The sequence below is a fragment of the Luteibacter sp. NPDC031894 genome, from assembly GCF_050273135.1.
GTDB lineage: Bacteria > Pseudomonadota > Gammaproteobacteria > Xanthomonadales > Rhodanobacteraceae > Luteibacter.
Window position 1 is genome coordinate 535529 of record NZ_JBNNMV010000001.1, and the last position, 25166, is coordinate 560694.

The 25166-nt window shown below is 67.1% G+C and carries 14 protein-coding genes; 12 read left to right on the forward strand and 2 right to left on the reverse strand.

Annotation, left to right across the window (positions count from 1 at the left end; genetic code table 11):
* The first annotated feature begins 52 nt into the window (after positions 1–52).
* From ACQKIE_RS02720 to ACQKIE_RS02750, 7 genes are all read left to right on the forward strand, one after another.
* The gene (locus ACQKIE_RS02720) at positions 53–12154 is read left to right on the forward strand and encodes a filamentous haemagglutinin family protein (protein WP_427455509.1); all 12102 of its coding nucleotides are present in this window, start codon (positions 53–55) and stop codon (positions 12152–12154) included.
* Between the two features lie 148 nt (positions 12155–12302).
* Positions 12303–13709 carry a substrate-binding domain-containing protein gene (locus ACQKIE_RS02725; RefSeq protein ID WP_427455511.1) on the forward strand — a complete coding sequence of 469 codons (1407 nt, stop codon included), beginning with the start codon at positions 12303–12305 and terminating at the stop codon, positions 13707–13709.
* Between the two features lie 129 nt (positions 13710–13838).
* Positions 13839–14264: a type IV pilus modification PilV family protein gene (locus ACQKIE_RS02730; protein ID WP_427455513.1), complete on the forward strand. Its 426-nt coding sequence runs from the start codon at positions 13839–13841 to the stop codon at positions 14262–14264.
* On the forward strand, positions 14261–14923 hold the full coding sequence (locus ACQKIE_RS02735) for a hypothetical protein (protein ID WP_427455515.1): 663 nt from the start codon (positions 14261–14263) through the stop codon (positions 14921–14923). The genes ACQKIE_RS02730 and ACQKIE_RS02735 overlap by 4 nt, the downstream gene beginning before the upstream one ends.
* Positions 14920–15798, forward strand: a complete 879-nt coding sequence (locus ACQKIE_RS02740) for a general secretion pathway protein GspK (RefSeq protein ID WP_427455517.1) — start codon at positions 14920–14922, stop codon at positions 15796–15798. The genes ACQKIE_RS02735 and ACQKIE_RS02740 overlap by 4 nt, the downstream gene beginning before the upstream one ends.
* A gap of 138 nt (positions 15799–15936) precedes the next feature.
* Positions 15937–16929 carry a hypothetical protein gene (locus ACQKIE_RS02745; protein WP_427455519.1) on the forward strand — a complete coding sequence of 331 codons (993 nt, stop codon included), beginning with the start codon at positions 15937–15939 and terminating at the stop codon, positions 16927–16929.
* 113 nt (positions 16930–17042) lie between these two features.
* Complete coding sequence (locus tag ACQKIE_RS02750) at positions 17043–18719, forward strand: putative bifunctional diguanylate cyclase/phosphodiesterase (protein ID WP_427455521.1); 1677 nt, start codon at positions 17043–17045, stop codon at positions 18717–18719.
* On the opposite strand, the gene ACQKIE_RS02755 is transcribed toward ACQKIE_RS02750, so the two are convergent.
* On the reverse strand, positions 18704–19330 hold the full coding sequence (locus ACQKIE_RS02755; protein ID WP_427455523.1) for a hypothetical protein: 627 nt from the start codon (positions 19328–19330) through the stop codon (positions 18704–18706). The genes ACQKIE_RS02750 and ACQKIE_RS02755 overlap by 16 nt on opposite strands.
* Positions 19331–19462: 132 nt before the next feature.
* Here ACQKIE_RS02755 and ACQKIE_RS02760 point away from each other — a divergent pair, with 132 nt between their 5' ends.
* The 5 genes from ACQKIE_RS02760 (at position 19463) to ACQKIE_RS02780 (ending at position 24045) form a co-directional block, all read left to right on the forward strand.
* The gene (locus ACQKIE_RS02760) at positions 19463–21016 is read left to right on the forward strand and encodes a protein adenylyltransferase SelO (protein ID WP_427455525.1); all 1554 of its coding nucleotides are present in this window, start codon (positions 19463–19465) and stop codon (positions 21014–21016) included.
* 63 nt (positions 21017–21079) lie between these two features.
* Positions 21080–22138 carry a class I SAM-dependent methyltransferase gene (locus ACQKIE_RS02765; RefSeq protein WP_427455527.1) on the forward strand — a complete coding sequence of 353 codons (1059 nt, stop codon included), beginning with the start codon at positions 21080–21082 and terminating at the stop codon, positions 22136–22138.
* Complete coding sequence (locus ACQKIE_RS02770) at positions 22135–22830, forward strand: pseudouridine synthase (protein ID WP_427455529.1); 696 nt, start codon at positions 22135–22137, stop codon at positions 22828–22830. The genes ACQKIE_RS02765 and ACQKIE_RS02770 overlap by 4 nt, the downstream gene beginning before the upstream one ends.
* A 53-nt stretch (positions 22831–22883) precedes the next feature.
* Positions 22884–23414: a superoxide dismutase [Cu-Zn] SodC gene (sodC, locus tag ACQKIE_RS02775; protein ID WP_427455531.1), complete on the forward strand. Its 531-nt coding sequence runs from the start codon at positions 22884–22886 to the stop codon at positions 23412–23414.
* Positions 23415–23421: 7 nt separating this feature from the next.
* Positions 23422–24045 carry an alpha-ketoglutarate-dependent dioxygenase AlkB family protein gene (locus ACQKIE_RS02780; protein ID WP_427455533.1) on the forward strand — a complete coding sequence of 208 codons (624 nt, stop codon included), beginning with the start codon at positions 23422–23424 and terminating at the stop codon, positions 24043–24045.
* On the opposite strand, the gene ACQKIE_RS02785 is transcribed toward ACQKIE_RS02780, so the two are convergent.
* Positions 24042–25112 carry a GGDEF domain-containing protein gene (locus ACQKIE_RS02785; protein ID WP_427455535.1) on the reverse strand — a complete coding sequence of 357 codons (1071 nt, stop codon included), beginning with the start codon at positions 25110–25112 and terminating at the stop codon, positions 24042–24044. The genes ACQKIE_RS02780 and ACQKIE_RS02785 overlap by 4 nt on opposite strands.
* Positions 25113–25166 lie beyond the last annotated feature (54 nt).

The following is a 25166-nucleotide window of genomic DNA, read 5'->3' on the forward strand; positions in this document are numbered from 1 at the left end:
CCGAACCACAGCGTGGCACATCGATGCCGCGAACCGCTTTCCGAGGCCAGTCATGATCGTACGCATCCAGGTTCCCGCCACCCACTGTCCGTCGCAGCCCGCGAAACTCCGGCCGACACTGCGTCGCCGGGCGATGTGCCAGTTCATCGCACTGGCGCTGTTCGGCGGTGTCGCCCACGCGGCGGCGCCGCAGGCGGCCTTCAGCCCCGGCTGGCTCGCCGGGAAGCAGGCGGGCGCCGCGCGTCCCGTGACGACCGGAACCGGCACCGGCCAGGGAGGTAACGGCGGCAACGTCTTCACTCCGGGCAACGTGATGCTGCAGCAGCGCGTCCAGCAGTCGATCGCGAACCTCGATGCCGCCGCGCAGGCGGTGGCGGCACAGATAAGCGCGCAGAAGAGCGCCCAGGCGGCGGCACAGGCGCTGGCGTCGAACGTGCCGGATGGGCTTGGCGCTGGCGGGCTGAAGGTCGACAGCCGCGTGGGCACCGATCCGTCGCTGTGGCAGAACGCCAACGCGCCGACGCAGTCGGTGGCGGGCGGGAGGACGACGGTTGAGATCAAACAGACGAAAGCCAAGGCCATCATGACCTGGGAGTCGTTCAACGTGGGGCGGAAGACCACGGTGCACTTCGACCAGACCGGCGGCACACAGACGAACGGTGGCAACCAGTGGATCGCGCTTAATCGCGTCAACGATCCCAGCGGCAAGCCCAGCGAGATCCTGGGCCAGATCAAGGCCGAGGGAACCGTCTATCTGCTCAACCGGAACGGGATGATCTTCGGTGGCGGCGCGCAGGTCGACACGCATTCGTTGATCGCCAGCTCGCTCGACCTGTTCAGCCACGACGTCTCCAGGAGCAATGCCTTCTTCCTCAAGTACGGCGTCGGCAACGCCAGGGATCCGGAAAACCTCCTGGGGCTGGGAGCGGACCAGCCGGTGTATTTCCTGATCGACAACGGCGATGGCGGGCGGGCCGACGCGCAGCGCGGGGCGGTCACGATCGACAAGGGTGCATCGGTCAACGCGTCCAAGGACGGGTTCGCGTTGGTGGCGGCTCCGAGCATCACGCAGGCAGGCGAGATCGTCGCCGACAACGGCCAAGTGATCCTCGCCGCCGTGCAGGCGCTTGCGGTCGCCTCGGATTCGCTCAGTACAGGGCTCAACGTCACCGCGCCGTTCATACCGGCAACGACCCTGCAAGGCACCGTGGAGAACACGGGCCTGATCCAGGCACGCCAAGGCCGCATCCAATGGCTCGGCGAGAACCTGACGCAGGATGGCGTCCTTCTCGCGTCGACGAGCCTCAGTCATCCCGGCAGCATCCGATTCGACTTGGGAAGCAGGCAGAACGTCTCATCCGTACTGGCCCTGGGCCCGGATTCGGTCACGACCATCCTGCCGGAGAAGGATGGCGAAACCACGACGTCCACGCCGGATGCCGACGCGGCGTTCGTGACGAGCAGTGTGGACTTCAACATGAAGGCCGTGTTGCATCCCGGTGCACTCGTCGAAGTGCCGGCGGGTAACGTGACGTTCCATCGTGACGCGTACGTGGACAGGGGGGCGACGATCGACGTGTCGGGCCTGGCCAACGTGATCCTTCCGATGTCCGCGCTGCAGGTCATCATTCCGCGCATCGGCTTGAACGAGCTCGCGAACTCGCCCTTGTTGCGCGACAGTTTCCTGTTTTCCGCCAAGAACGTCGCGATCGACAGTACGCGTTCCGGCACGCGCGCGGACGGCCTGGACTGGGTCGGAAGCCCCGTATTGAACGTCGCAGGCTACGTTAACAACGTGCCGCGCACGGTCGACCAGCTCATGATCCGCGCGGGGAACATTGCGTTCCAGCAAGGCGCCATCGTGCGCACGGGCGCCCAGTTACGCCTGGAAGGTGGATTCCTCAACTATCTGCCGGGGTATATTTCCACGCCACGACTCCAGGCCGCGAATGGCCTCTTGTACGACGCCGGTTCGGCGGATGCCAACGTCGAATATACCGGTTTCGCTGGCGTCTTCGACAAGGATCATGCCCGTTGGGGCGTGACCGAAACTTATACGAATCCCTTGCTCGCGAACGTGGGGCGTTGGGATCCCGGTTTCATCCGGGGCGGTGATGCCGGCACCTTGTCATTCGGGCAGAGCGGTAACACGACCCTCGTCAACGATCTGATCCTCGACGGCGATGTGAGCGCCCATGCCTATGCCGGCCGGGAGCAGGTGCGCAGCGGAAACGAACCGTCGGCGGGATCCCTTGAGATCATCACCGTCGATCTTCCCGGGTTCAACGCGCGCGACGGTGTCTTCCAGGCCGCGTCGGTCAACTTCGTGCTCCAGTCGGAGCGGGTTCCGCTGGAAACCTACGCGCCAGACTTCACGGCCGAGGACGCCTGGCCGCTGAAGGGCGGCGACCCGACGGACCCGAACAATCCGCTCTGGTGGCGCAGCCTTTCCACGGCGATGATCGACAACGCCGGTTTACGCAAGCTGCGGCTTACGACGGCAGGCACGGTCCTGGTCAATGACGGGGCCGATCTCCATCTGGCGGACGGTGGCGAAGTCGACATCACCGCGACGACGGTCGAAATCCAGGGAACGGTGGTCGCGCACGGTGGCGCGATCAACCTCTCGGCGCGTGCCACCGACCCGAATCGGCAGGAGTCCATTCCATCCGCGATCACCATGGGCGATCGATCACGCCTCGACGCGAGCGGCCTTTGGGTGAACGACAGCGGACGCGCATCCGATGCGCTGCAAGGCGATCACTGGATCGATGGCGGCAGCGTATCCCTCACCGGACTCACCAGCGGCCAGTCGGGGGCAGCCGACATCACACCGGACATCCGACTGGCCAAGGGAGCGGTAATCGACGTCTCCGGCGGTGGCTACGTGGGCACGGCAGGCGTGCTGGCAATGAGTGGCGATGTGCCGCGGGGGCGTGGCGGCGACGTGGCACTGCAAACCCACGTCGATGGTCCTGGGCTCGATTACTTCTCCCACGTTGCCCAGCCGGACGACCTCTCGGGAGGCGCGATCGAGCTTGGCGCGACACTGGTTGCCGAAGGGTTCTCCGGTGGCGGCACCCTGACGCTGCACGCACCGGACATCCAGATTGGCGGCGCTGCCACGCCCACGCCCGGTATCTCGCTGCTCTATCTGGACCCTTCGATGTTTTCGTCGATGGGCTTTTCGAGCTACAACCTCGTGGCGGACACGGACGTCACTGTGGCGCCGGGAGCGCAGGTCGCCGTAAAGGCGCGGGCGATGCTGGCGGATCGCACGGCGCTCCTTGGCGTCGCCAGCCAGTCTGGACTGCTCGGCGCGGACGGGCAAGGCGACGTGGCGATGCTCGGGGAACTCAATGCGTATGTTCGCCATGCACAGCAGCAACCCGGTGACGGTCTGACTGTCCAGGCCGGTATCTATCGCGATTGGATCGGCCCCGCGCTTGCGGGAGTCACTGGCTGCGTGGCGATTGGGAACGGGGCCCGCATCGACGTCGACGCGGGTGGCACGATCGCCCTTGGCGCCAGCGGAAGCGTCATCGTGGATGGCGCACTCGTCGCCCGCGGCGGAACGATCGCGCTGCACAGCCTCGACAACCGCGTTGCGCAGAAACCCGACACGCCCAACCGGGGCGTGTGGCTGGGCGACGCGAGTTTGCTGGACGCCAGCGGCATCGCCCTGCGCGATCCGGAAACAGGCTTCGTGCCTGCCGACGGAACGACGGACATCCTGCGGCGCGATGGCGACGTACTCGCTGGAGGAACGATCCAGCTGTATGCGGACCACGATGTCGTGGCCGAGCGCGGGTCGCGCATCCTCTTTTCCGGCACCAGCGATACGTACGATTTGCCGGCGCCGGGCCGTCGCGCGGGCATCTCGGTTGCGTCATATCTGCCGACGCCTGTATGGAGTGCTGGCGGAACGCTCGATATCCAGTCGGGCACGGGGTTGTATTTCGATGGAAGCATGGACGCCCATGGTGGTGCGCCAGAGGCCCCGGGTGGGCAACTTTCCATTTCCGCCCGAGTGGCCGGGTCGCAGTCAAGTGCGGGGAAGGGCGTGTTCGTTCTGACGCAGGGCGAGTGGCGCCTCGCGGGAGGAGACGATCCTTTTGCGACGACTGGGCTGGACAAGGGCGATGGTGGCGACCTGCGCTTCGCCGTGGACCGCCTCATCGGGTCGGGCATCGATGATCTGTACCTGGGGCGTCCGATCGACGGCGGCGATGTCGCGCTACTTCAACCCATGGCGATCGCCTTCGCTGGAGACATGCTCCTTCAGACAGGGCGTAGCATCCAACTGCAGACCATCGGCCTGTCGTCGATGGCGGCCGATCAACGTACACCGGGTGCCGCCGCGAACGAGGCGGGCGGCAAGGTGGTTCTCCAGGCGCCCTATGTCGCTGTCCTTGGCGCGAGGATACCGGCCACCGTTCCCGTGCCTTCGGCTTCGGGTAACGGCACGCTCGATGTCGCCGCCGATTTCATCGATCTCGGCGGCCGCGTCAACCTTGCCGGGTTCGCCCGGACGTCGTTCGACTCGCAAGGCGACATCCGCTTCACGTTGCCGCCCGGCGACGGAGGCATCGCATCGACAGGGTGGCTCTACAGCACCGGCGACCTGGCGTTCACGGCGGCCCGCGTGTATCCGGTGACTCACTACGCATTCCTGATCGATGCCGCCAATGCGTCCGCCGAGACCACGGTCGCGTTCCATCAGGCGACGAGCCACGACGATGTGACGCCGCTGAGTGCGGGCGGCACGCTTGCGGTGACCGCCGATCACATCGAACAGGGCGGCACGCTCTGGGTTCCCGCGGGATCAATCCTGTTGGGAACGGATGATCCGGAGGCGACGAAGAACGCGCTCGGTCTGTCCGCGGCGCTGCCCATGGCATCGGCGCGCGACGTGCACCTTGCCTCCGGAAGCGTCACTTCCGTCTCCCTCGGCGGTGCCGTCATACCTTATGGCACGACCGTCGACGGGAAGGACTGGCACTATGACTACCTGGACGGCACGCCGCAGCAGCCCGTCGATCGGCCGCCGGAAAAATCGGTGTCGATTGCCGGTGGGTCCGTGTCCATGGACGCCGGGGCGACCGTGGATCTTTCCGGCGGTGGCGATCTGCAGGCGGTGGAGTGGGTTCCCGGTACGGGCGGCTCACGCGACGTGCTCGCGCAGAGCTACACCGATTACACGACGACATCCGCCGGTGAATTGAAGACACAGTTCACCGATGGCCGCCCGGTGTACGCCATCGTGCCTGGATACCACGCGCCGGTTTCCGCGCATGACGCCGCGCTCGAACTTGGCATGGGCGCGGGACCGCAGGTGGGGCAGGCGGTTTACCTTTCCGGCGTGCCGGGCCTGCAAGATGGCGTGTACACCTTGCTTCCCGCCCGGTACGCGACGGTGCCCGGGGCGTACCGCGTCGTACAGAACACGAGCGTGAAAGACCCCGTGCCGGGGGCGTCCACGACGGCGCCGGATGGCAGCCAGCTCGTGACGGGCTACTTCACCGACACGCTCACCGGGGCACGGGATGCGCGTGCCAGTTCCTTCGTCGTGCAGTCGGCCGACACGTGGGGCAAGTATTCGGAGTATTCGCTAACCTCCGCCACGGCCTTCTTCACCGACAAGGCCGCCGCGAACAGCGACGTCGTGCCACGCCTGGGTGCGGATGCCGGACGACTGACGATAGCGGCCACGTCGGCCCTGAGCCTTGGCGCGACGCTCGACGCGGCACCGGGCAAAGGCGGGCGCGGCTCGCAGGTCGACATCGCCGGCCATGCCATCCAGATCCTCGGGGGTGACGAAACGGCGCGCGACGGTTACCTGCACGTCTCGGCGGACGAACTCTCCACGCTAGGCGCGGGCAGCCTGCTCATCGGCGGCAAACGGTCGAGCACCGATGGCGGCGACCGCGTCGATGTGCTCGCCGACGACGTGCTGCTGTCCAACGACGCGGCGCATCCGTTGCAGGGCAGCGAGATCATCCTCACGGCCAATGGCAACGGCGGCGTGACGCTCGAGGACGGCAGCGTGCTTCGTGCCACGGCGACGGACGATGCGCCCGGCTCGGCCTTGCTCATTGGCGACAAGGCCGACACGGGCACACCGGCCGTCAGTGGCGACGGTGCCCTGCTGCGTGTATCGGGCTATGACGCCGCACCGATCCTGCGGACGAACATCAGCGGTCTGGATGGCCCCGCCGGCACGCCGGGGGGCAACCTCGCCCTCGGCGCGGGTGCGGTGGTCGACGCCGCGGAGCCGATCAGCATGGATGCCACCGGGCGGACCACGCTGGCAGCCGACGCCACATTGCGCGCGCATGCGATCGATGTCACGGCGGGACGCATCGGCCTGACCGGCATCGATCCGAGCGTGCAGGAGCAGGACGGCACCCTGCTCATCGGTCCCCGGGTCCTCGCGCAGTTCGCCGCCAGCGACGAGACGACCTTGCGCGGACGCCAAGCCATCGACTTCATCGGGAACACGGCATTGGCGGTATCGCATGCGATCGTGCTGAGCGCACCGACGATACGGAGCGATGGCGGGCAAGCATCCCTGTCGGCGGCTTCCCTTACGATCGAGAACGACACCGGCGCGACGCCGTCGGTACCGGCATCCGGCGCGGGACGGCTACGCGTCGACGTCGATGAACTGCATTTAGGCAGCGGTGACACGGCGTTCAGCGGCCTCGGCCAGTTCACGGCGGTCGTCGGCACGGGCGTCGTTGCACAGGGCACCGGTGTGTTCGACCTGGCCGGTGCCGACATGGACATCGCCACGCCGGGCATCGTGCTTTCGGTCGGCGCGGACAACCGCGTGCGAACGACGGGCGCGATGCGTTTGTCCAGCCATGGCACCGCGCCGGCCCCCGGAAGCGACATGGGCGGCAACCTGGACCTGGAGGCGGGCTCGATCGATCTTGACACCGTCATCGTCGCGCCGGGAGGCCATGTTTCGCTGCATGCCACACAAGGCGACCTGCGCCTGGGCGATCACGCGGTCATCGATGCCGGTGGCCTCGCCTTGCCGTTCATCGATACCACGGTTCCCGTACCGGGCGGGGAGGTGGCCTTGCATGCCGATGCCGGCGACGTGGTGACGTCCGCCGGTTCATCGATCGACATCAGCGGCCCTGGCAAGGGAAAGAGCGGCGGCAGCGCGGGCCGCCTCGATGTCGTCGCCTCGAAAGGAAGCGCCGTCCTCGGTGGCGCGCTGGTCGGGCACGCGGCGAACGGCTACCTAGGTGGCGTGCTTTCGCTCGACACGGCTGGGGCCGTCGACCTTGGCGCGCTCGCCGGATTGGCGGACGCCGGTGGCATGGACGGATCGTTGTCCATCCATACGCGCAGCGGCGACTTGTCGCTTGGTAGTGGTCAGACGTTGCGCGCGCACGTGGTGAACCTCACCGCCGACGGTGGCGGCGTCAACGTCGCCGGCGACATCGATGCCTCCGGCACGTTTGGCGGCACGATCAAGTTGTTCGGCGCGCGCGGCGTCGATCTCGACGGACGCCTCGATGCGAGTGCCTCCGCCGGAGGAAAGGACGGCGGCGACATCGTCATCGGGACCAGTGGCACGAGCGACGGGCACCTGAACGACACGTTCGGGTACCAGGACGTACAACGTGCCGACGCCGGGCATATCCGCATCGGCAGCGGCGCCCGGATCGTGCAGGATGGTCCCGCCGCTGACGGCAAGCTTTATCTTCGCGCGCCCCTGCTGAGCGATGGCGATGTGCCGTTCGAAATCGCGCCGGGCGTGGACCTGTCGCATAGCCGCGAGCCATCGCTCGAGGCGTATGCGGTTTGGGACACGCGTGATGCCCTGGCCGACCCCGCGAAACATTTCGATTGCCTCGTCGATGCGGGCGGTTGGTTCAGTGCCGATCCGACGACAGGCAAGCCGGTGCTCGTGAGCGGCACGTTCATCGACGCCGGCGGCACGGTCATCCCGAGCCCGGATCCGACGGACGCGGCGCAGGTGGCCGATTATCTCGCGCGGTATCGCTTCACGCCCGCGACGCTCGACCAGGCGCATGCGTCGTTTTATGGGTACACGAATGGTGACGAGGCTCAGGGTGCCGGCACCTTGATGGGCTTCATCGAGAACCCCGGTTTTGCTTTCGAGTCGAGGCTGAAAGGTTCCGTGCCCGCCTTGGCGGTGCGGCCCGGCGTGGAGCTGCGCAATGGCGATGCCGACTGGAATGGCGGCAATATCGTCGTGCTCACGCCGTGGAACCTCGGCGCGGGCACCCGCGATGCCGACGGTACCCTCCACCTCGCCTACCGGTATGGCACCCAGGCACCCGCATTGGCGCTGCGCGCGGAAGGCGACCTGGACATCAGGGCGAGCATCACCGATGGCTTCTCCCAGCAAGCCAGCGCGGGTGGTGCGGGAGGCAAGGCGCGGGAAGCCGATCAGGCGGAAGCAAAGACCTGGTACGACACCATCGTGAGCCAGGCCAACGGCACCGAGTCGATCGACGGTCTCTTCGCGAAGCCCGAGGAGTTCGCGGACAGCGATTCCGAGGCCGTGAAGCAGTATTACGGACAATATGTCGAGTACGCGAAGTACCTGACCTCGGGCATCGACGAGTTCAGCGATCCCACCGGCGCGACGCCCGTTACGCCCGCCACGGTGATCTCCTTCGCGCTCGGCTTCGGATTGCTCGACCCTTCCGTCCAGGCACCGCCCGCCTTACCGGCACCGACCACGCTGAATGCGTTCCCCAGCTACCTGACGGCATACAAGGATTACCTGGTCACCGCGGGCACCTCGACCGATTTCAAGAACACATTCACGATGCCGTTCGATTTCGTGACGCTGGCCGGTCCGCCAACGACACTGGACGTCATCGCGCCCACCAGCGCACCTGTGGACAACAGCCCGTCGCCCCTGGGGACGCCCAACAATCCGCTGCCGATCCTGAGCGCGACGCTCGCCGGCGGGAACAGTGCGAGCTATCGATTGACGGCCGGCGCGGATCTCGGGTCGGTCGATCCCGGAGCAACGCTGCAAGGTGCCACGGGTTCGGTGCGGCTCGGAGGCCACACGGATGTCGTGGACCCGACGACGAATAGCGTGCTCGCCGCCCCCACGGTCGTGCGTACCGGCACCGGCGATATCGAGATCGCCGCCGCCGGCGACATTCGCTGGACGGACGATAGGGCTCCCGCCGCCGTGTACACGGCGGGCGCGCCGGCGGCAGGCACGACCGCGGACGGTACGGCGGTGCTCCTCCAGCCATCGACGATCATCGGCTTGGGCGAATCCGCGACACCGGAGCTCGTCGTGACCGGTGAGGTCAATCCCGACGGATCGGGTCACCTCGACCTCCGCGCGGGCGGCGACATCGAGGGCATACAGGATGCGGTCGACACGACCGGCGACCTCACCGGCACCGCCGGCACGCGCACCGCCCAGTACTGGTGGCAGTGGATGCAGACGGGCAACAGCGAGACGCGCTCGTCCATCAATTTCGGCGGTTTCGATCAGGGCGTGATGAGCGCCGGTGGCGACGTGAGCGTGCAGGCAGGCGGCGACATTCGCCAACTCGCCGTATCGTTGCCGACGACGTGGACGATCGACGTCGACGCCAACGGAGCGCGGAGCTTGCGGACCATCGGCGGTGGCGACCTCGATGTCCGCGCCGGTGGCGACATCCTCAGCGGCAGCTACTTCGTGGCGCGCGGCGAGGGCGACATCCGGGCAGGCGGCAGGATCGGCAGCGATTTCTTGGTGGCGTATACGACCCCGGCCGGCCTCCAGGCCACCATGCCGGTATCCACGCTCATCGCCATGCAGGACAGCCAGGTGACGGTCCAGGGCAACGGTTCGGTGAGTCTTGGCGGTATCTTCGATCCGTCCTTGCTCGACAGTAATGCGGTGTCGGCCTTGGCTTCGGCAGGACATCCCGACCGCCAGAATTATTCCGCCGCTTCACGTATCGACGTGACGTCGTTAGCGGGAGACATGGTGTACGGCGATCTCGCATCGCCGGTCTCCCTGTTCGCCGCCGGGCTGGCACCGGTGACCAGCCGTTACCCGGATACGGCGGGCGACATGTTGCCAGCGTCCGTCGTTTTCGCCGCCGCCAACGGCAACCTGACGCTGCTGACCAGCGGTGAACTTTTTCCGTCCGACGATGGCGACTTGGGACTGTTCGCGCGCGGGAATGTGACGTTCAACCCAACGAGCCTGGGATTGGCCACGCGCCTTGCCTGGGGCATGATCGACGCGCCCCTGACATCCCTGGTGTCACCGCTGAACCTGACGCCGACGGGCCTCCAGTCCGGCGCGAGTGCGCCTCAGAACGGCTACCTGCTGGGCCAGATGTCGCCCGCCGCCGAAGCGCAGCTGCTGTTCCACGCCGCCGACCCGTGGCATGCGAACGATGACGATCCCGTGCGGATATATGCCTTGGAGGGCGACATCGTGAACGGCACAGGGGGCGGGGCGGATGCGGTTTTCCTGATGCCCAACAAGCTGGCGCATATCGAGGCGGGTCGCGACATCGTCGACCTCGCCTATCTGGGGCAGCAGCTCCATGGCGCCGATATCTCCGTGATCAAGGCAGGCCGGGACATCATCGATACACCGTTGGGAACCGTCCTCGCGACGGATCAGGCAGGAAACACCTTGCCGGTGATCGCGCAGGCGGGTCCGGGATACCTGTCGATCGAGGCCGGGCGTAACCTCGGTCGCCTCGCGTCGCAGACCGAGCTTTACGCGACGCCGCTTGGATTCAAGACACTTCTTGCCCCGGCGGGCGGCGGACAGTACACCGGTATCAACTCCGTGGGGAATATCTACAACGCCGCGCTTCCGGCGCAGGGTGCGTCCATCATTGCCTCCTATGGTGTCGCCCCGGGCACGGATCGAGCCGCCTTCATAGCGCGTTACATCGACCCGTCGGCGACGAAGCCGCCCGGCCTCGACGACGGTTCAGCCGCCTTGGTGGCCTTCGTCGAGAACTACGACGCGGGTCGGGCAGTGGATACGGGGCTCCTCGCCGATCACCACGTGCCGACCTACACCGTCGACCAGGCGTGGACGCGATTCCAGGAACTCCCGGAGGATGCGCAGACGATCTTCGTGCAGCAGACGCTCTTCGGCGTACTGGCACAGGTGGGCCGTGACTACAACGACGCATCGAGCCCGTTCGCGAACCAGTACGTGCGCGGCTACGAGGCGCTGAACACGTTGTTCCCCGCGTCGTTGGGCTACACGGCGAACGGACTTGGAGGCGGTAGCAACGGCGCGGATCAACCTGTCCATACGGGTGACCTCGACATCCGCGGCAGCACGATCCAGACGCAGCGCGGAGGAAACATCTCCGTTGTCGCGCCCGGCGGCGAAGCGTTGCTCGGAAGCGTCTCCGCGCCTCCGGTCATCGTGGACAAGGTCACCGGCGATGTGCTCGCCGGTCCGAACAGCCAGGGCATCCTCACCTTGCAGCAAGGGGACGTGTCGATCGTCACCGACCGCAGCACCTTGCTCGCCCAGAGCCGCATCTTCACCGAGCAGGGCGGCGACGTCACCATCTGGAGTTCGAATGGCGATATCAACGCTGGTAAGGGCGCTAAAACGAACAGCGAAATCCCGCCGGTGCGATACGTCTGTTCCGTCGACGCGTGGTGCACGCAGGATGCGGCGGGACAGGTGAGTGGCGCAGGCATCGCCACGCTGCAGACTGTTCCCGGTGCGCCCGAGGGCTCGGTCTACCTGATGGCACCTCGAGGCACGGTGGACGCAGGCGATGCAGGCATACGCGTTTCCGGCAACCTCGTCGTGGCCGCCGCGCATGTCGCCAATGCGGACAACGTGCAAGTGAAGGGCGACGCGGTGGGCTTGCCAGTCGTGCAGGCGGTGAATGTCGGTGCGCTGAACGCCGCCAGCTCCGCGGCCTCTGCCGCCACCAAGGCCGCTGAAGACGTCGCGCGCCAGCAGCAGGCGGATGCGCGCGATCGTCAGCCTTCGATCATCTCGGTGCAGGTAATCGGCGGCGATCCGAGTGCGAGCATCGACGGCGGGCGCGGCGCGGCTTACGACAACGGTAGTCCCGTGCAGGTCGTACGTCGCGCGGGTTCCGCGGGTGATGGATTGACGCCGGCGGAGCGCGCGCGACTGATGCAGTGATGCACCTCGCCTTGTCACGTTCGTTGTCACTTGAGCGTGTCATCGTACTGGCATGTCGAGGGACATCGCCGCGTCACTGCCAGGACAAGTACGGAGCGAATACTCGTAAGGCCTCCAAGAAGGAGGTCTTACGACTAGGGGTAACACCATGTTCAAGCGTAATGCTATGGGGAACACCCGCGCCAAGCTCCTCGCTGGCGCCGTATTGATGACGCTCGGTTTGACCGCTGCCGGTGCAGCGATGAGCACCAACGTGGGCGGCGGTGGTGCGACGCTGCCGGCCGGCGGCTATGTCGGCTGGGGATTCCTCCCGGGCAGCGTCTTCTCGAGCAACGTGGCAAGCAAGCCGGGCTCGGCGGTCGCCGCGAACTCGTTGCTTGGCAACTGGGCCAGCACCAGCTCGCCGGTGAACAGCGTGTCGTACTGCCAGACCGGCAGCGGCGGCGGCAAGAAGATCTTCGACCACTCCGACGGAACCGCCACGTGGGGCGGCGCCGGTCAGGCTTGCACGGGTGCCGCGTCCGCGACCACCGGCTTCGGCGCCGACGTCTCTGTCGTCAATCCGCACTTCGTGGGCAGTGACGCCCCGATGTCGCAGTCCGAGTTCAACTGGTTCGGCAACGGCACCAACCTCGGCAACAAGGCCACGCAGTATGGCCAGCCTTCCCAGTTCCCGGCTGTCGTCGGCTCCGTCGCCGTCGTGTTCAACAACCCGGACGTGGCGTCCCTCGATCTGGCCGACGCGGGCATCTGCCGCATCTTCTCGGGCCAGGTCACCAACTGGAACCAGCTGACCGCTTCTGACTTCACCGCTGGCGCGGTGCCGACGCTGCCGTTGCCCGCTCGCAACCTTTTCCTCGCTTATCGCAGCGACGGCAGTGGCACGACGTTCTCGCTTGCCAACCACCTGAGCTCGGTTTGCACCTCGCTCCCGAGCAGCAAGTTCTTCCAGACCGACCAGGCCTTCACCACGGTCGCCGCCCAGTTCACGCTGCCTGCCGGTTCCATCGGTGCCAGCGGCAATCCGGCTGTCGTCTCCACGATCAGCAACAACCCGGGTGCCGTCGGTTATGCCGAAGCGGCCAACTTGCAGCACGCCACCGTTTCGGCCACCACCCACGCCGCCAAGGTCAACGGCAAGGACCCTTACGCCAACCTGCCGGACGCCCTCACGTTCACGACGCTCCTGGTCGACAAGGTCATCAACGGTTGGAATTTGGCCGCCAGCGGCCTGGTTCCCGGTACGCCGAACGTCCAGACGCTGACGGGTGCGACGACGGCGGGCTGCATGCTCGTGGCCGATCCGACCACCTATGCCAAGGGCGTCAACGGCAGCTATCCCATCCTCGCCGTCTCAAACCTGATCTTCAACCAGAAGGGCAACGGTGCCGACCTCACCGCCGTGCGCGACCTGATGACGTACACGTACAGCGCCGCCCGCCGTGCCGGTGCCACGACCATCGGTAACCGCACCGCCACCGGTGGCGGCACGGGCTATGCGTTCGTCACCGCGCCGGCCGCGCTTGCCAAGATCAACACCTGCATCACCCTCTGATCGATTCGAGAGCAGAGCATCAGGGATGAGTCAGGGACGAACGGAAAGGGCCCCTCGGGGCCCTTTCTCCAGGCGTCATCCGACAGCAACCGGACGCGCCGTATCCTCGAAGGCAAGGAGGGTGAGTCGATGCGGCAGTGTCGTGTGCAAGGATTCAGCCTGCTGGAAACGTTGGCGGCGATGTTCCTGCTGGCGTTGTGCTTCGGTGCCCTGATGCAAGCCGCCGGGGCGTCGATGGCGCTCAACGCGCGAGCGGCCGATTACACCCAGGCGTCGTTGTGGGCGCGCGGTTTGCTCGACAGGCAGTTCGTGTCGGAGTTTCCTTCGGTCGGCGCGCATGCAGGGCAGTTCGACGATACCTATCGGTGGAACATGACGGTGGCCGAACCGGCCTCCGAGGCCGGCGTGCGGACAAGCATGCCGATGCGGCTCTATCGCATCGAGCTGACGGTGGCATGGCGGGAAAAAGGAAAGGACGCATCAGCGCGCTTCGTGACGCAGCGAACCGTGTCCGACGTCCCGCCACGCGATGTGCCGCGGCAGGGGGACGGATGAAGCGATCGATGGGCTTCAGCCTGATGGAGACGTTGGCCGCGTTGGCGTTGCTTGCGCTGCTTCTCCTTGGCGTGATGGCTTCGCTGGATACCATTGCGCGATCCACGCATGCGAGTCTCGCCGCTACCCAGCGGCTCGACCAGATGCGGGCTGCGCAGAACTATCTGCGGCGGGCGTTATCGGGCGCGCTGGCTTACCCATGGGCACTGGGCGGCGACAAGCAAGCGGTGGTCTTTCGCGGAGACGCGCGGACGATGACCTTCGTCTCTCCCGGTCCTGGATACCTGGCGGCCGAGGGACTGCAGTTGCAAACGCTTACGATCGTCGGCGCGCCGGGTGCGCAGCGCGTGCAGATCGCGTTCTCGTCGCTCGCGACGCGAACGGGTGCCCGGGTCGTACCGGGGGCGGCGGAGACGCTGCTCGATGACGTGGCCACGGGGCGCATCGTTTACAGCGGATTGGACGACAAAGGCCAAGCGGTTGCGTGGCAGTCGTCCTGGCCGTATGAGCAACGCCTGCCGACGATGGTCGGTATCGAACTCCAGCTGCGCTCCGGCCTGCGCTGGCCGACGCTCGCGGTACCGTTGCGAATGGACGCGGGTGCGATCAATACGCGCGAGGCCTACGCCCGCCTGACCGCCGCGGACGGCAAACCATGACCGCCATGCTGCGCGCGCCGAAGCAGCGAGGCGTGGCCCTCCTCGTGGTGCTTTGGGGATGCACGCTAGCGGCGATCACCCTCGGAGCACTGGCAAGCAGCGCAAAGGTCGAAGGCACGCAGGCCCGCGGGCAGTACCTCCAGACGAAAGCGTTCTACGCCGCACAGGGCGGCGTCGAACAAGCGGCGTTCCGCCTTCGCGCCCAGCAGGCTGGGCAGCGGTGGGCGGCCGATAGTCGGCTCTATCGTCTTCGCCAGGGTGACATCGATGTCACGGTCGCGGTGGCTGACGAGGACGGCAAACTCAACCTCAACAAGGCTTCCGCGGAACAAATGGATGCCTTGCTACGCGCGGCGGGCGTCGCTTCGGACCAGGTGCGGCGACTGCGCGACGCGATCGTCCGGTGGGGGAGTGCCGGTGCACGCTTTTCCGACATCCTGCTGGCCAAAGGCGGATTCGCCAGTCTCGAGGAATTGCGTCGTGTCCCTGGCGTGCCAGGGGATGTGGTAGATCGGATCGAACCGGGGCTGACCCTTTGGTCGACCTCCGGCCCGAACATGGCGCACGCGCCGGCCATCGTCGTCGCCGCGATGACGGGAGCCGGACAGGAGGCCGCCGAGGCGTATGTGGCGGACGTCCGTGCCATGGACCTCGAGCATGGAGGCCTTCCTCGCACACCCGGAAACGCGGAAGCGATGCCATCTTCCGTGCCTACGAGCGGGACGGTCACCATCGATTCGACAGCAACGACGAGCGACGGCATCGCCGTGAGGATCCGGGCGACCGTAACGCTCCAGAACGAACCGGGCGACCCGCGTTCCTATCGCGTGCTGCGCTGGCAGGAGTCGGGCGCCGAGGTGGGGACGCTGCGTTGAACGCGGGTCTTCAAACCGTCACGAGCGCGGAAGTGTGGACATCGCCAAACCGTCACTGCCGGGGACTAGCGTCTCTGCGCGCGCTTGGGAATGGACCAGGCGCTTGTCGCGCTACACATCCCTTACCGAGGTACTCCCATGACGAAGCAAAAAACGGCGGCGAATAGTCGCTGGATGGCCTCCGCGGCCCGTTGCGCCCTCCCGCTGCTCGTGGCCGGCGTGGCACTGCCCGCGTCGGCCGGCCACAACAATCACGCCTATGTCGTGAACCAGGCCGGCAACACCGTGTCGGTCATCGACATGGCCACCAACGATGTGACCGCGACGATCTCTGTCGGTTTCACGCCGGTGGCTGCCGCCGTCAGCCCGGACGGCAATCGCGTCTACGTGGCGAACAGCCAGGCGAACACGGTCTCCGTGATCGATGCCCTCACCAACATCGTGGCCGCCGAAGTGCCGGTGGGTTCGACGCCGGCGGCCGTGACCGTCGGTGCCGACGGTCGCAAGGCCTACGTGGCCAACTCCGGCGACGATACGGTCTCGGTCATCGACGCCACCACCAATACCGTTTCGAGCACCATCGCCGTGGGGAGCACGCCGTTGAGCATCGCCGCAGGCCCCCTTGGCGCGCGCGTGTACACCGGCAACATCGGCGACGGCACGGTGTCCGTCATCGACACCCGCGCCGGCCGCACCGTCGCCACCGTCCCGGTGAACGGTGTTCCGTTCGGTCTCGACGTCGGTCCCTTCGGTGCGCGCCTGTACGCGCCGGACATCGGTTCCAATGGTGTGGCCGTGGTGGACACGCTGAAGAATGCCGTGATCGGCACGCTCGCCGCGGGTAACGGTGCCTACGACGTCGCGACCAGCCTCGTCGGTACGCCCGTGTACGTCAGCAACTTCGCCGACAACACGGTTTCGGTGATCGAGCCCCTCAGCCGGAAAACGCTGGCCACGGTGGCCGTGGGCAACTCGCCGGAAGCGGTGGCTGTCAGCCGCTACAGCGGTCGCGTCTACATCACCAATTCGGGCTCCAACAACGTCTCCGTGATCGACCCCTTCAGCAACAAGGTCGTTGCGACGGTCGGCGTGGGCAATTCGCCGGCCGCCGTTGCCACGCAGCCGGAGTAAGCAGGTTCCGGTGACGAGCGGGAAGGGCCCCTCGGGGCCCTTTCTTTCCCGCATACGCCGGCATCACGGAACGCGTCGCAGATTGCCCGGGTGACCTCTAGGGGGAGAGCCCGGTGATCCACGACCTCGGCACCTGGTCAAAAGTGCTGGAACTGATGCCCACGGCGATGTTCGTGCGGGACGCGTCGCATCGGTGGGTGTTCGTGAACAGGATCGGCTGCGAGAACATGGGCGTAGCGGCCACGGATGTCGTCGGGAAGCGCGACGACGAGTTGTTCCCTCCGGACCAGGCCGCTCGCTTCGCCGCCGGCGACGACGCGGTGCTGCGCAGCCATGAAGTCGTGGAGACCGAGGAAACCATCACGGACCTGCACGGGCGCGTGCGCACCTTGCTCACGCGCAAGACCTGCATCGACCTGGACGGCCTGCCCCACGTACTCGCTTCCGTGACCGACATCACCGAACTGCGCGAGTCCGAGGCGCAGGTGCGATGGCTGGCCTGCCATGACGCCCTCACCGGACTGGCCAATCGCACGGCCCTGTTCGGCAAGCTCGATGCGGCCATTGCCCGTGCCGCGGGAGGGGGCGTCCATTCGGCGCTCTTGTACCTGGACCTCGACGGCTTCAAGCGCGTGAACGATACCTACGGCCACCAGGCCGGCGACGAACTGCTCGTGCAGTTCGGTACGCGGCTGCGCGCACTGGTGCGAGCCAGCGACACCGTGGCGCGCATCGGGGGAGACGAGTTCGCGCTGCTCGTGGACGACGATGGCGACCTTGACGTCCGCGACCTCGCGGAACGGATCCTGGTCCTGGCGAACACACCGTTCGATGTGCCCGCGAACACCGCCTTCATCGGCACGTCGGTCGGCATCGTGGCGATCGACGCGGACGCCGTGGCCGCGGGCGAGATGGCCCGCAAGGCCGACAGCGCGCTGTATGAAGCAAAACGCGGCCGTAACCGCTATGTGATCTACACCGATGAACTGGATTCATCGCTGGTCCACCGCCGCGAGGTGGAAGTGGCACTGCGCGAGGCGCTGCGTACCGGCGAGGGCCTGGACTGCCATTACCAGCCACTGGTGAGGGCGAGCGACGGCAAGGTGATCGGCCTGGAGGCGCTGGCCCGCTGGCGGCACCCCCGACTGGGCGCCGTGCCGCCGGTGCAGTTCGTCGCGGTGGCGGAGGAAACCGGGCTCATCGGGCATCTCGGCGAATGGATACTGCGCCGGGCGTGTGCGCGGCTCGCGCCGCTGGCAGACCTTTTCGTGGCCGTGAACGTGAGCGCCGTGCAATTGCGCGACGACCGCTTCGCCGACACCGTGCTCGATGTCCTCGCCTCCGCCGGGATGCCGGCGCACCGGCTCGAACTGGAAATCACCGAGACGGCGATCGTCAACGCCGATGCCTCGACCGTGCGCCTCCTGAGGCGCCTGCGCCGCGCCGGCGTGCGCATCTCGCTCGACGACTTCGGTACGGGCTATTCGAGCTTGACGCTGCTCAAGGACCTGGATGTCGACAAGGTGAAGATCGACCGCTCGTTCGTGCAGATGGCGCCGACGGCGGACGATTCGGCCGCGATCGTCCGCGCCGTGTCGAACCTTGGGGCCGCGCTCGGCCTGTGCGTCGTCGCCGAGGGCGTGGAAACGGAGCAGCAACGCGTCTTCCTGCGTGAGGCCGGGTGCGACGAACTGCAGGGATTCCTGTTTTCGGAAGCCGTGCCGGAGGACCGCATCGAGCGGGTCCTCGGCCAGTTTTCCGCGCCCGACGCCGTTTACTCGGCGGAGTAGGCGCCGACCGGCATGGGCCAGGTCCGACGCAGGTCCGGCATGCCGGGCATGGTGGTTGGCTGCGGCAGCGGCAAGGGCATGCGCAGGCCGGCACCGCCGCCGGTCGCATCGCCGACGATGGCGATGACGCAGCCACCGCTCTCCTGCGACGTGCCGAAGGACAGGCGTCCCCATGGCATCTGCATCACCATGTAGCGGTTGGGCAGCATCGATGGCGCCGCGGGCAGGGAGGTTTCCGACGAGGTCGCGTGGAAAGTCTCGTCCAGTCCGGCGCGCTGGAAGCACGGGCGTTGTTCGAGCTGGATCGACGTGAAGCGAACGATCGGCACGTCGCCGCCTTCTTCGATGCCGCGGGCCTCGAACGCGCTGACGCGGAAGCCGTCACGGGTGACGAAGGGCATGCTGCGCACGATCTGGGGCGGGGCGTCGGCCGTCGGGTGCAACCCGCCTGGTACCTTCGCCGACAATGCGTCCATCGCATTCGGCAGCGTGCCCATCGTCGCGTTGATGATCTCCACCAGCGTCTGCTCACTCCGCGGCACGGCAACGGGCTCGGCTCCCACGGGGAGGGCCGGGATCGCGAGCAGGGCCAGGGAACGGAGGAGGCGCATGGGTTCCGGTACGGGAGGGCGGGGCGCTAGTTTGCCCGACTTCGGGCGGCCTGACGCGGGTGGCGAGGCAGGGCCGGGTTGCAACGGAACGCGAGTGACCGGATATCGGGGGGAAGTTACTGCGGACCGACCATGAACGACCTTCGTTTCGACAACGCCTTCGTCCGTGAACTCCCGGCCGATCCCGAGACGCTGAACGTGCCTCGGCAGGTCACCGGTGCGGCATTCTCGTGGGTGGACCCGACGCCGGTGCCGGCGCCGCGGACCGTGGCGGTCTCGCGCGAGGTGGCGGACATGCTGGGCACCTCCGAAGCCACACCGGACTTTGCCGAGGTGTTTGCAGGCAACGCCCGCTGGCCTGGCATGACCGGGTACGCCATGGCGTATGGTGGCCACCAGTTCGGTCACTGGGCCGGTCAGCTCGGCGACGGTCGGGCCATCGGATTGGGCGAGGCCCTGACAGCACGCCATGGCCGCCAGGAACTGCAACTGAAAGGCGCCGGCCGCACGCCATATTCGCGCGGCGCCGACGGCCGGGCGGTCCTGCGATCGTCGATCCGCGAGTTCCTCTGCAGCGAGGCCATGCACCACCTGGGCATACCGACGACGCGCGCCCTGTCCCTGGTCGCCACGGGCGAAAGCGTCGTGCGCGACGTCATGTACGACGGCCATCCGGCCCCCGAACCCGGCGCCATCGTCTGCCGCGTCGCGCCATCGTTCCTGCGCTTCGGCTCCTACGAGCTGCCGTCGTCGCGCGGGGACGTCGACCTGTTGCGCCGCCTGGTCGACTTCACCATCGGCACGCACTTCCCCATGCTCGCCGGATTGCCGGGCGAAGACAGCTACGCCGCTTTCTTCGCCGAGGTTTGCGAGCGCACCGCCGTGCTCATGGCGCAGTGGATGCGCGTAGGTTTCGTGCATGGCGTGATGAACACGGACAACATGTCGATCCTCGGCCTCACCATCGACTACGGCCCCTATGGCTGGATCGACGACTTCGACCCCGACTGGACGCCGAACACCACCGATCGCGCCCATCGCCGCTATCGCTTTGGGCAGCAGCCGCAGGTGGGCTACTGGAACCTCCAGCGCCTGGCACAGGCGTTGTCGCCACTGTTCGCCGGCGTCGAACCATTACAGGCGGGGTTGGGCCGCTATGTGGAGACGTTCGAGGCGACGGATGCGGCGTTCTCCGCGGCGAAGCTGGGCCTCGCACGGTCGCAACCGGGCGACGAAGCCCTCGTGGCCGACTTGCGCGGTCTCCTCGCGGCGGGCGGCATGGACATGACGATCTTCTTCCGCGACCTCGCCACCCTGGATCATGCCGCGCCGCACGTGGGCAGCGTTGGCGCCGCCTTTTACGACGATGCCGGCCGCCTCGCGGTGGAAGAGCCCTTGCTGGCGTGGTTGCGCCGCTACGCCGAACGCGTGCGCGCCGACGATTCCCCCGATGCCGAACGCCTGGCGCTGATGCACGCGAGCAATCCACGCTACGTCCTGCGCAACTACCTCGCCCAGCAGGCGATCGACCGGGCGGAGCAGGGCGACGAGGCAGGCATCCACGAATTGCTCGACACGTTGCAGCGGCCTTATGACGAGCAGCCGGGCAGGGAACACCTGGCGGGACGGCGGCCGGACTGGGCGCGAGAACGTGTCGGCTGCTCGATGCTCTCCTGCAGCAGCTAGGCCGGCTGGACGGGCGCATGGGCTAGAATCGGCGGTCCACCGTTTCCCTTCCGAGGTCCTTGCGTGTCCGCCGGTTCCGCTTCCGATGCTGCCCTCGACGCGCTGTTCGTGCCGTTCGCATCCGGCGACCTCGCCATGCCCGAGGACGGCAGCCTCCTGCTCCTTCGTGCGCGCGACGGCTTCGCGCTGCGCGAGCGGCGGCGGCCGGGCTGGACGCTGCAGCAGTCGTTCAAGCCCGCGGCCGACGCGTTGGCGCGCTCCGGTTTCACCGTGGTGCCGGAGGTCCCGGACGGCCGCTATCGCGTCGTGATGGTGCTGCCCACGCGTCAGCGGGAAGAATCGCGCGCGCTGTTCGCGCAGGCCATGGCCCATGTCGGCGACGGCGGCATCGTCGTGGCCAGCGTTCCCAATGCGGAGGGCGCGAAGACCGCCGAAGCCGACCTCGCGTTACTTGCCGGTGGCGTTACCTGCCTGTCGAAACATAAGTGCCGCGTGTTCTGGACGCGTCCAGGAGCGGTGCCCGAGCAGGTACTGCTCGACGAGTGGCTCGGTCTCGATGCGACGCTGCGCACCGCCGACGGCCGTTTCGCGACGCGACGGGGTCTGTTCGCCTGGGACCGCGTCGATACCGCGTCGGCGGTGTTATCGAGCGTGCTGCCGGCCGACCTGTCGGGCCGGGTGGCCGACCTTGGTGCCGGCTTCGGCTACCTCGCTTGCGAGGTCGTCGCGCGTTGCGCGGCGGTCACGAGCCTGGACCTGTACGAGGCGGAAGCGCGTGCGCTCGAACCCGCCAGGCAGAACCTGGCCGACGCCGTGGAGCGATCGGGCCGGGCTGTCGCCACGAGCGTGCGTTGGCACGACGTCACCCACGGCATCGACGACGGCTATGACGCGATCGTGGCGAATCCGCCGTTTCACCAGGGTCGCGCCGACGATCCGTCGCTGGGCCGCGCGTTCATCGCCGCCGCCGCCAAGGGGTTGTCGCCGCATGGCGCCTTCTGGATGGTCGCGAACCGCCACCTCGCCTATGAAGCTACCCTCGGCGCCTGTTTCGCCCACGTCCGGACCGTCGTCGAGCGCGACGGGTTCAAGGTCATCGAAGCCACGGAGCCCCGCCGATGAAACTCGTTCGTCTCCTCGCCAACCTCGGCTACGGCAGTCGCAAGCAGGTGGCGGCCATGTTCCGCGAGGGCCTGGTCACCGACGCGGCGGGCGAGGTGTTGTATGCCGACGACAGGGTCGAGCACGGCGACGTGCGTTTCGAGGGCGAGCCGCTGGACCCGCCGCAGGGCCTGCTGCTCATGCTCAACAAGCCGACCGGCTATACCTGCTCGCGCAAGGACGTCGGCCGGCTCGTGTACGACCTGCTTCCCCCGCGTTTTTCGCTGCGCAACCCGGTCCTTTCCACCGTGGGGCGGCTGGACCGCGACACATCGGGCCTGCTGCTGTTCACGGACGACGGCCAACTGCTGCACCGGATCATCTCGCCGAAGGCGTCGGTGGCGAAGGTGTACGAGGCGACCCTGGCATCCGACCTGCGCGGCGACGAGGCGGCGCTGTTCGCGTCCGGCACGCTGCTGCTGGAAGGCGAAACCGATCCCCTCGAGCCCGCCAGGCTGGACGTGCTCGGCCCGCGCCATGCGCGCCTCACCCTCACGGAAGGGCGCTACCACCAGGTACGTCGGATGTTCGCGGCCGCGGGCAACCACGTGGAAACCCTGCAACGCGTGGCCCTTGGCGGGCTGACGCTGGACGGCCTGGCGCCCGGCGAATGGCGTCTGTTGACGCCCGACGATACCGCCCGCATCTTCTGAATCGGCGTCCACGGGGTAGTATCGGGATTCCCTCAGAGCCAAAGGAGCGCACGATGAATCGTATCGCCGTAGCCGTTGCCGGACTCCTGGTTTGCGCCGCCGCGCAGGCCGCCGATAAAAGCGTGACCGTACCGATGACCCTGGTCACCGCCAATGGCGCGGGTGCGTCCGTGGGCAAGGTCACCGTGACCGAAAGCGCGGGCGGACTCGTCTTCACGCCTGACCTCAAGGGCTTGCCGCCAGGCGAGCATGGCTTCCACCTGCACGAGAAGGCGAGCTGCGACCCGGGCGAAAAGGACGGCAAGAAGGGTGCCGCGCTCGCCGCCGGCGGGCATTACGATCCGGCGCACACGGGCATGCACGAAGGCCCCGACGCCGCGTCCGGCCATGAAGGTGACCTTCCGAAGCTCACGGTGGGTGCCGACGGCACGGACACGACCGCGGTCACCGCCCCGCGCCTGAAAAAGCTGGCCACGCTGAAGGGCCACTCGCTCATGATCCACGCCGGCGGTGACAACTACTCGGACAAGCCCGAGGCACTGGGCGGCGGTGGCGCGCGCATCGCTTGCGGTGTCGTCAAATAAGGACGCCATGACGCAGCGCGGCCTTTTCGCTGCGGAACCCCTCGTGCTCGTGGACGACGAGCACGGGCGGTTCGCTTATGAGCCGGGCCTGATCGACCCGGCACGGGCGGCGGCCTGGTTCGAGAGCCTGCTTGCGGAGATTCCCTGGGAGGCGCAGCGTCGCGCCATGTATGGGCGCGAAGTCGCCGTGCCCCGGCTGGTACAGCATTACGCGCTGGACGCCCCCGCCTTGCCGGCCGTGCTCGGCGAGGCTGGCAGGGAGGTCGTCGCACTTACGGGAGTGCCGTTCACTTCCGTGGGCCTCAACCTCTATCGCGATGGCCGCGACAGCGTGGCGCCGCACAACGACCACCTCGAGGAACTCGCCGAAGGCGCGCCGATCGCCTTGCTTTCGCTGGGTGCGACGCGGCGGATGTCCTTGCGCGAGCGCGAGGCGCCGAAGCGCGCCTTCGACATCGACCTGGAGCCGGGCAGCCTGCTCACGATGAGTTATGTCACCCAGTTCCACTACGACCACGGGATTCCCAAGACGCGCGCCGCCGTCGGTCCGCGGATCAGCCTCGCGTTCCGCGTCCGGCCGGACGGGAAGGCGGGCGGCCGGCGCTACGTCACGCGCTCATCCCCGGCCTAGAAGAGGTCGATGCTGCCCAGGGCCACCGATGCCGCGAGTTCCCCGCGCGCGGCGAGCGACTCGTAGCCGTACACGCTGTCGCGTCCGTTCTGCTTGGCGAAGTAGAGCGCCTTGTCCGCGCGGTCGAGCACGATTTCCGGGTAGTCGTTCTCGGTGATGCGCGCATAGCCGATGCTGACCGTGACATGCCCGACCTGCGGATAGGCATGGCCGGCGACGAAACGGCGGAAGCGATCGAGCACGGCCTGTGCGGCTTCTTCGTCGGCGGCCGCGATGAGCATGACGAACTCCTCGCCGCCGAAGCGGAACAGCACGTCGCCCTGGCGGAAGCTGGCGCGCATCTGCTGGGCAAGCATGAGGATCACTTCGTCGCCGTAGACATGCCCGTAGGTGTCGTTGATGCGCTTGAAATGATCGATGTCGAGGATGGCGAGGAAGAGCTGCGAGACATCCGCCGGTACATGGCGCTGCTCCTTTCCTTCGGGCATCACGGTCCGCGCGCGTTGGCGTTGCAACTTGAGCAGCCGCTGCAACCGTTGTTCGAAGCTGCGGCGGTTGTAGAGTCCCGTGAGCTTGTCGCGCTCGCTTTCGTTCAGCAGGGCGATGTAGTTGCCATAGATGCGGGCGAAACCTTCCACCATCGAGCGCACATCGTCCAGCGAATCTTCCGCTTCGAGCATCAGCGCGCCGATGGCCGCGTGCTCGCGCTGGATGGGGATCACGAGCCGGCTGGTACCGTCCTCGGTCACGTCGGTGATTGCTTCGAGTGTTTCCATCGCGCACACGATGGTGTCGATGGGATCGCCGTCCCGACCAGGATCGATGGCCTCGACGACGAAGCCGCCGCCAGGCTTGCGCGTGCAGACGACGATCGAATCCACGGGATGCTGCAGGCTTTCGCCGCGCTTGCACAGCGTGACGCTGCTGACCGCGACGAGCTCGGCCAGCGACAGCACCACGCTATGGTCCAGCGCGTCGATGTCGCGGTGATGGGTGAACTCCGCCACGGAAGCGAGCAGGCGGGACTCCGGCAGCGTGCCGGCGAGGGCGTGCCACGGAGCTTTCATGGCGGCGCTTTCCGCGCCACCGGTTTACGGCGATATGGGCAACTGACTCGCACC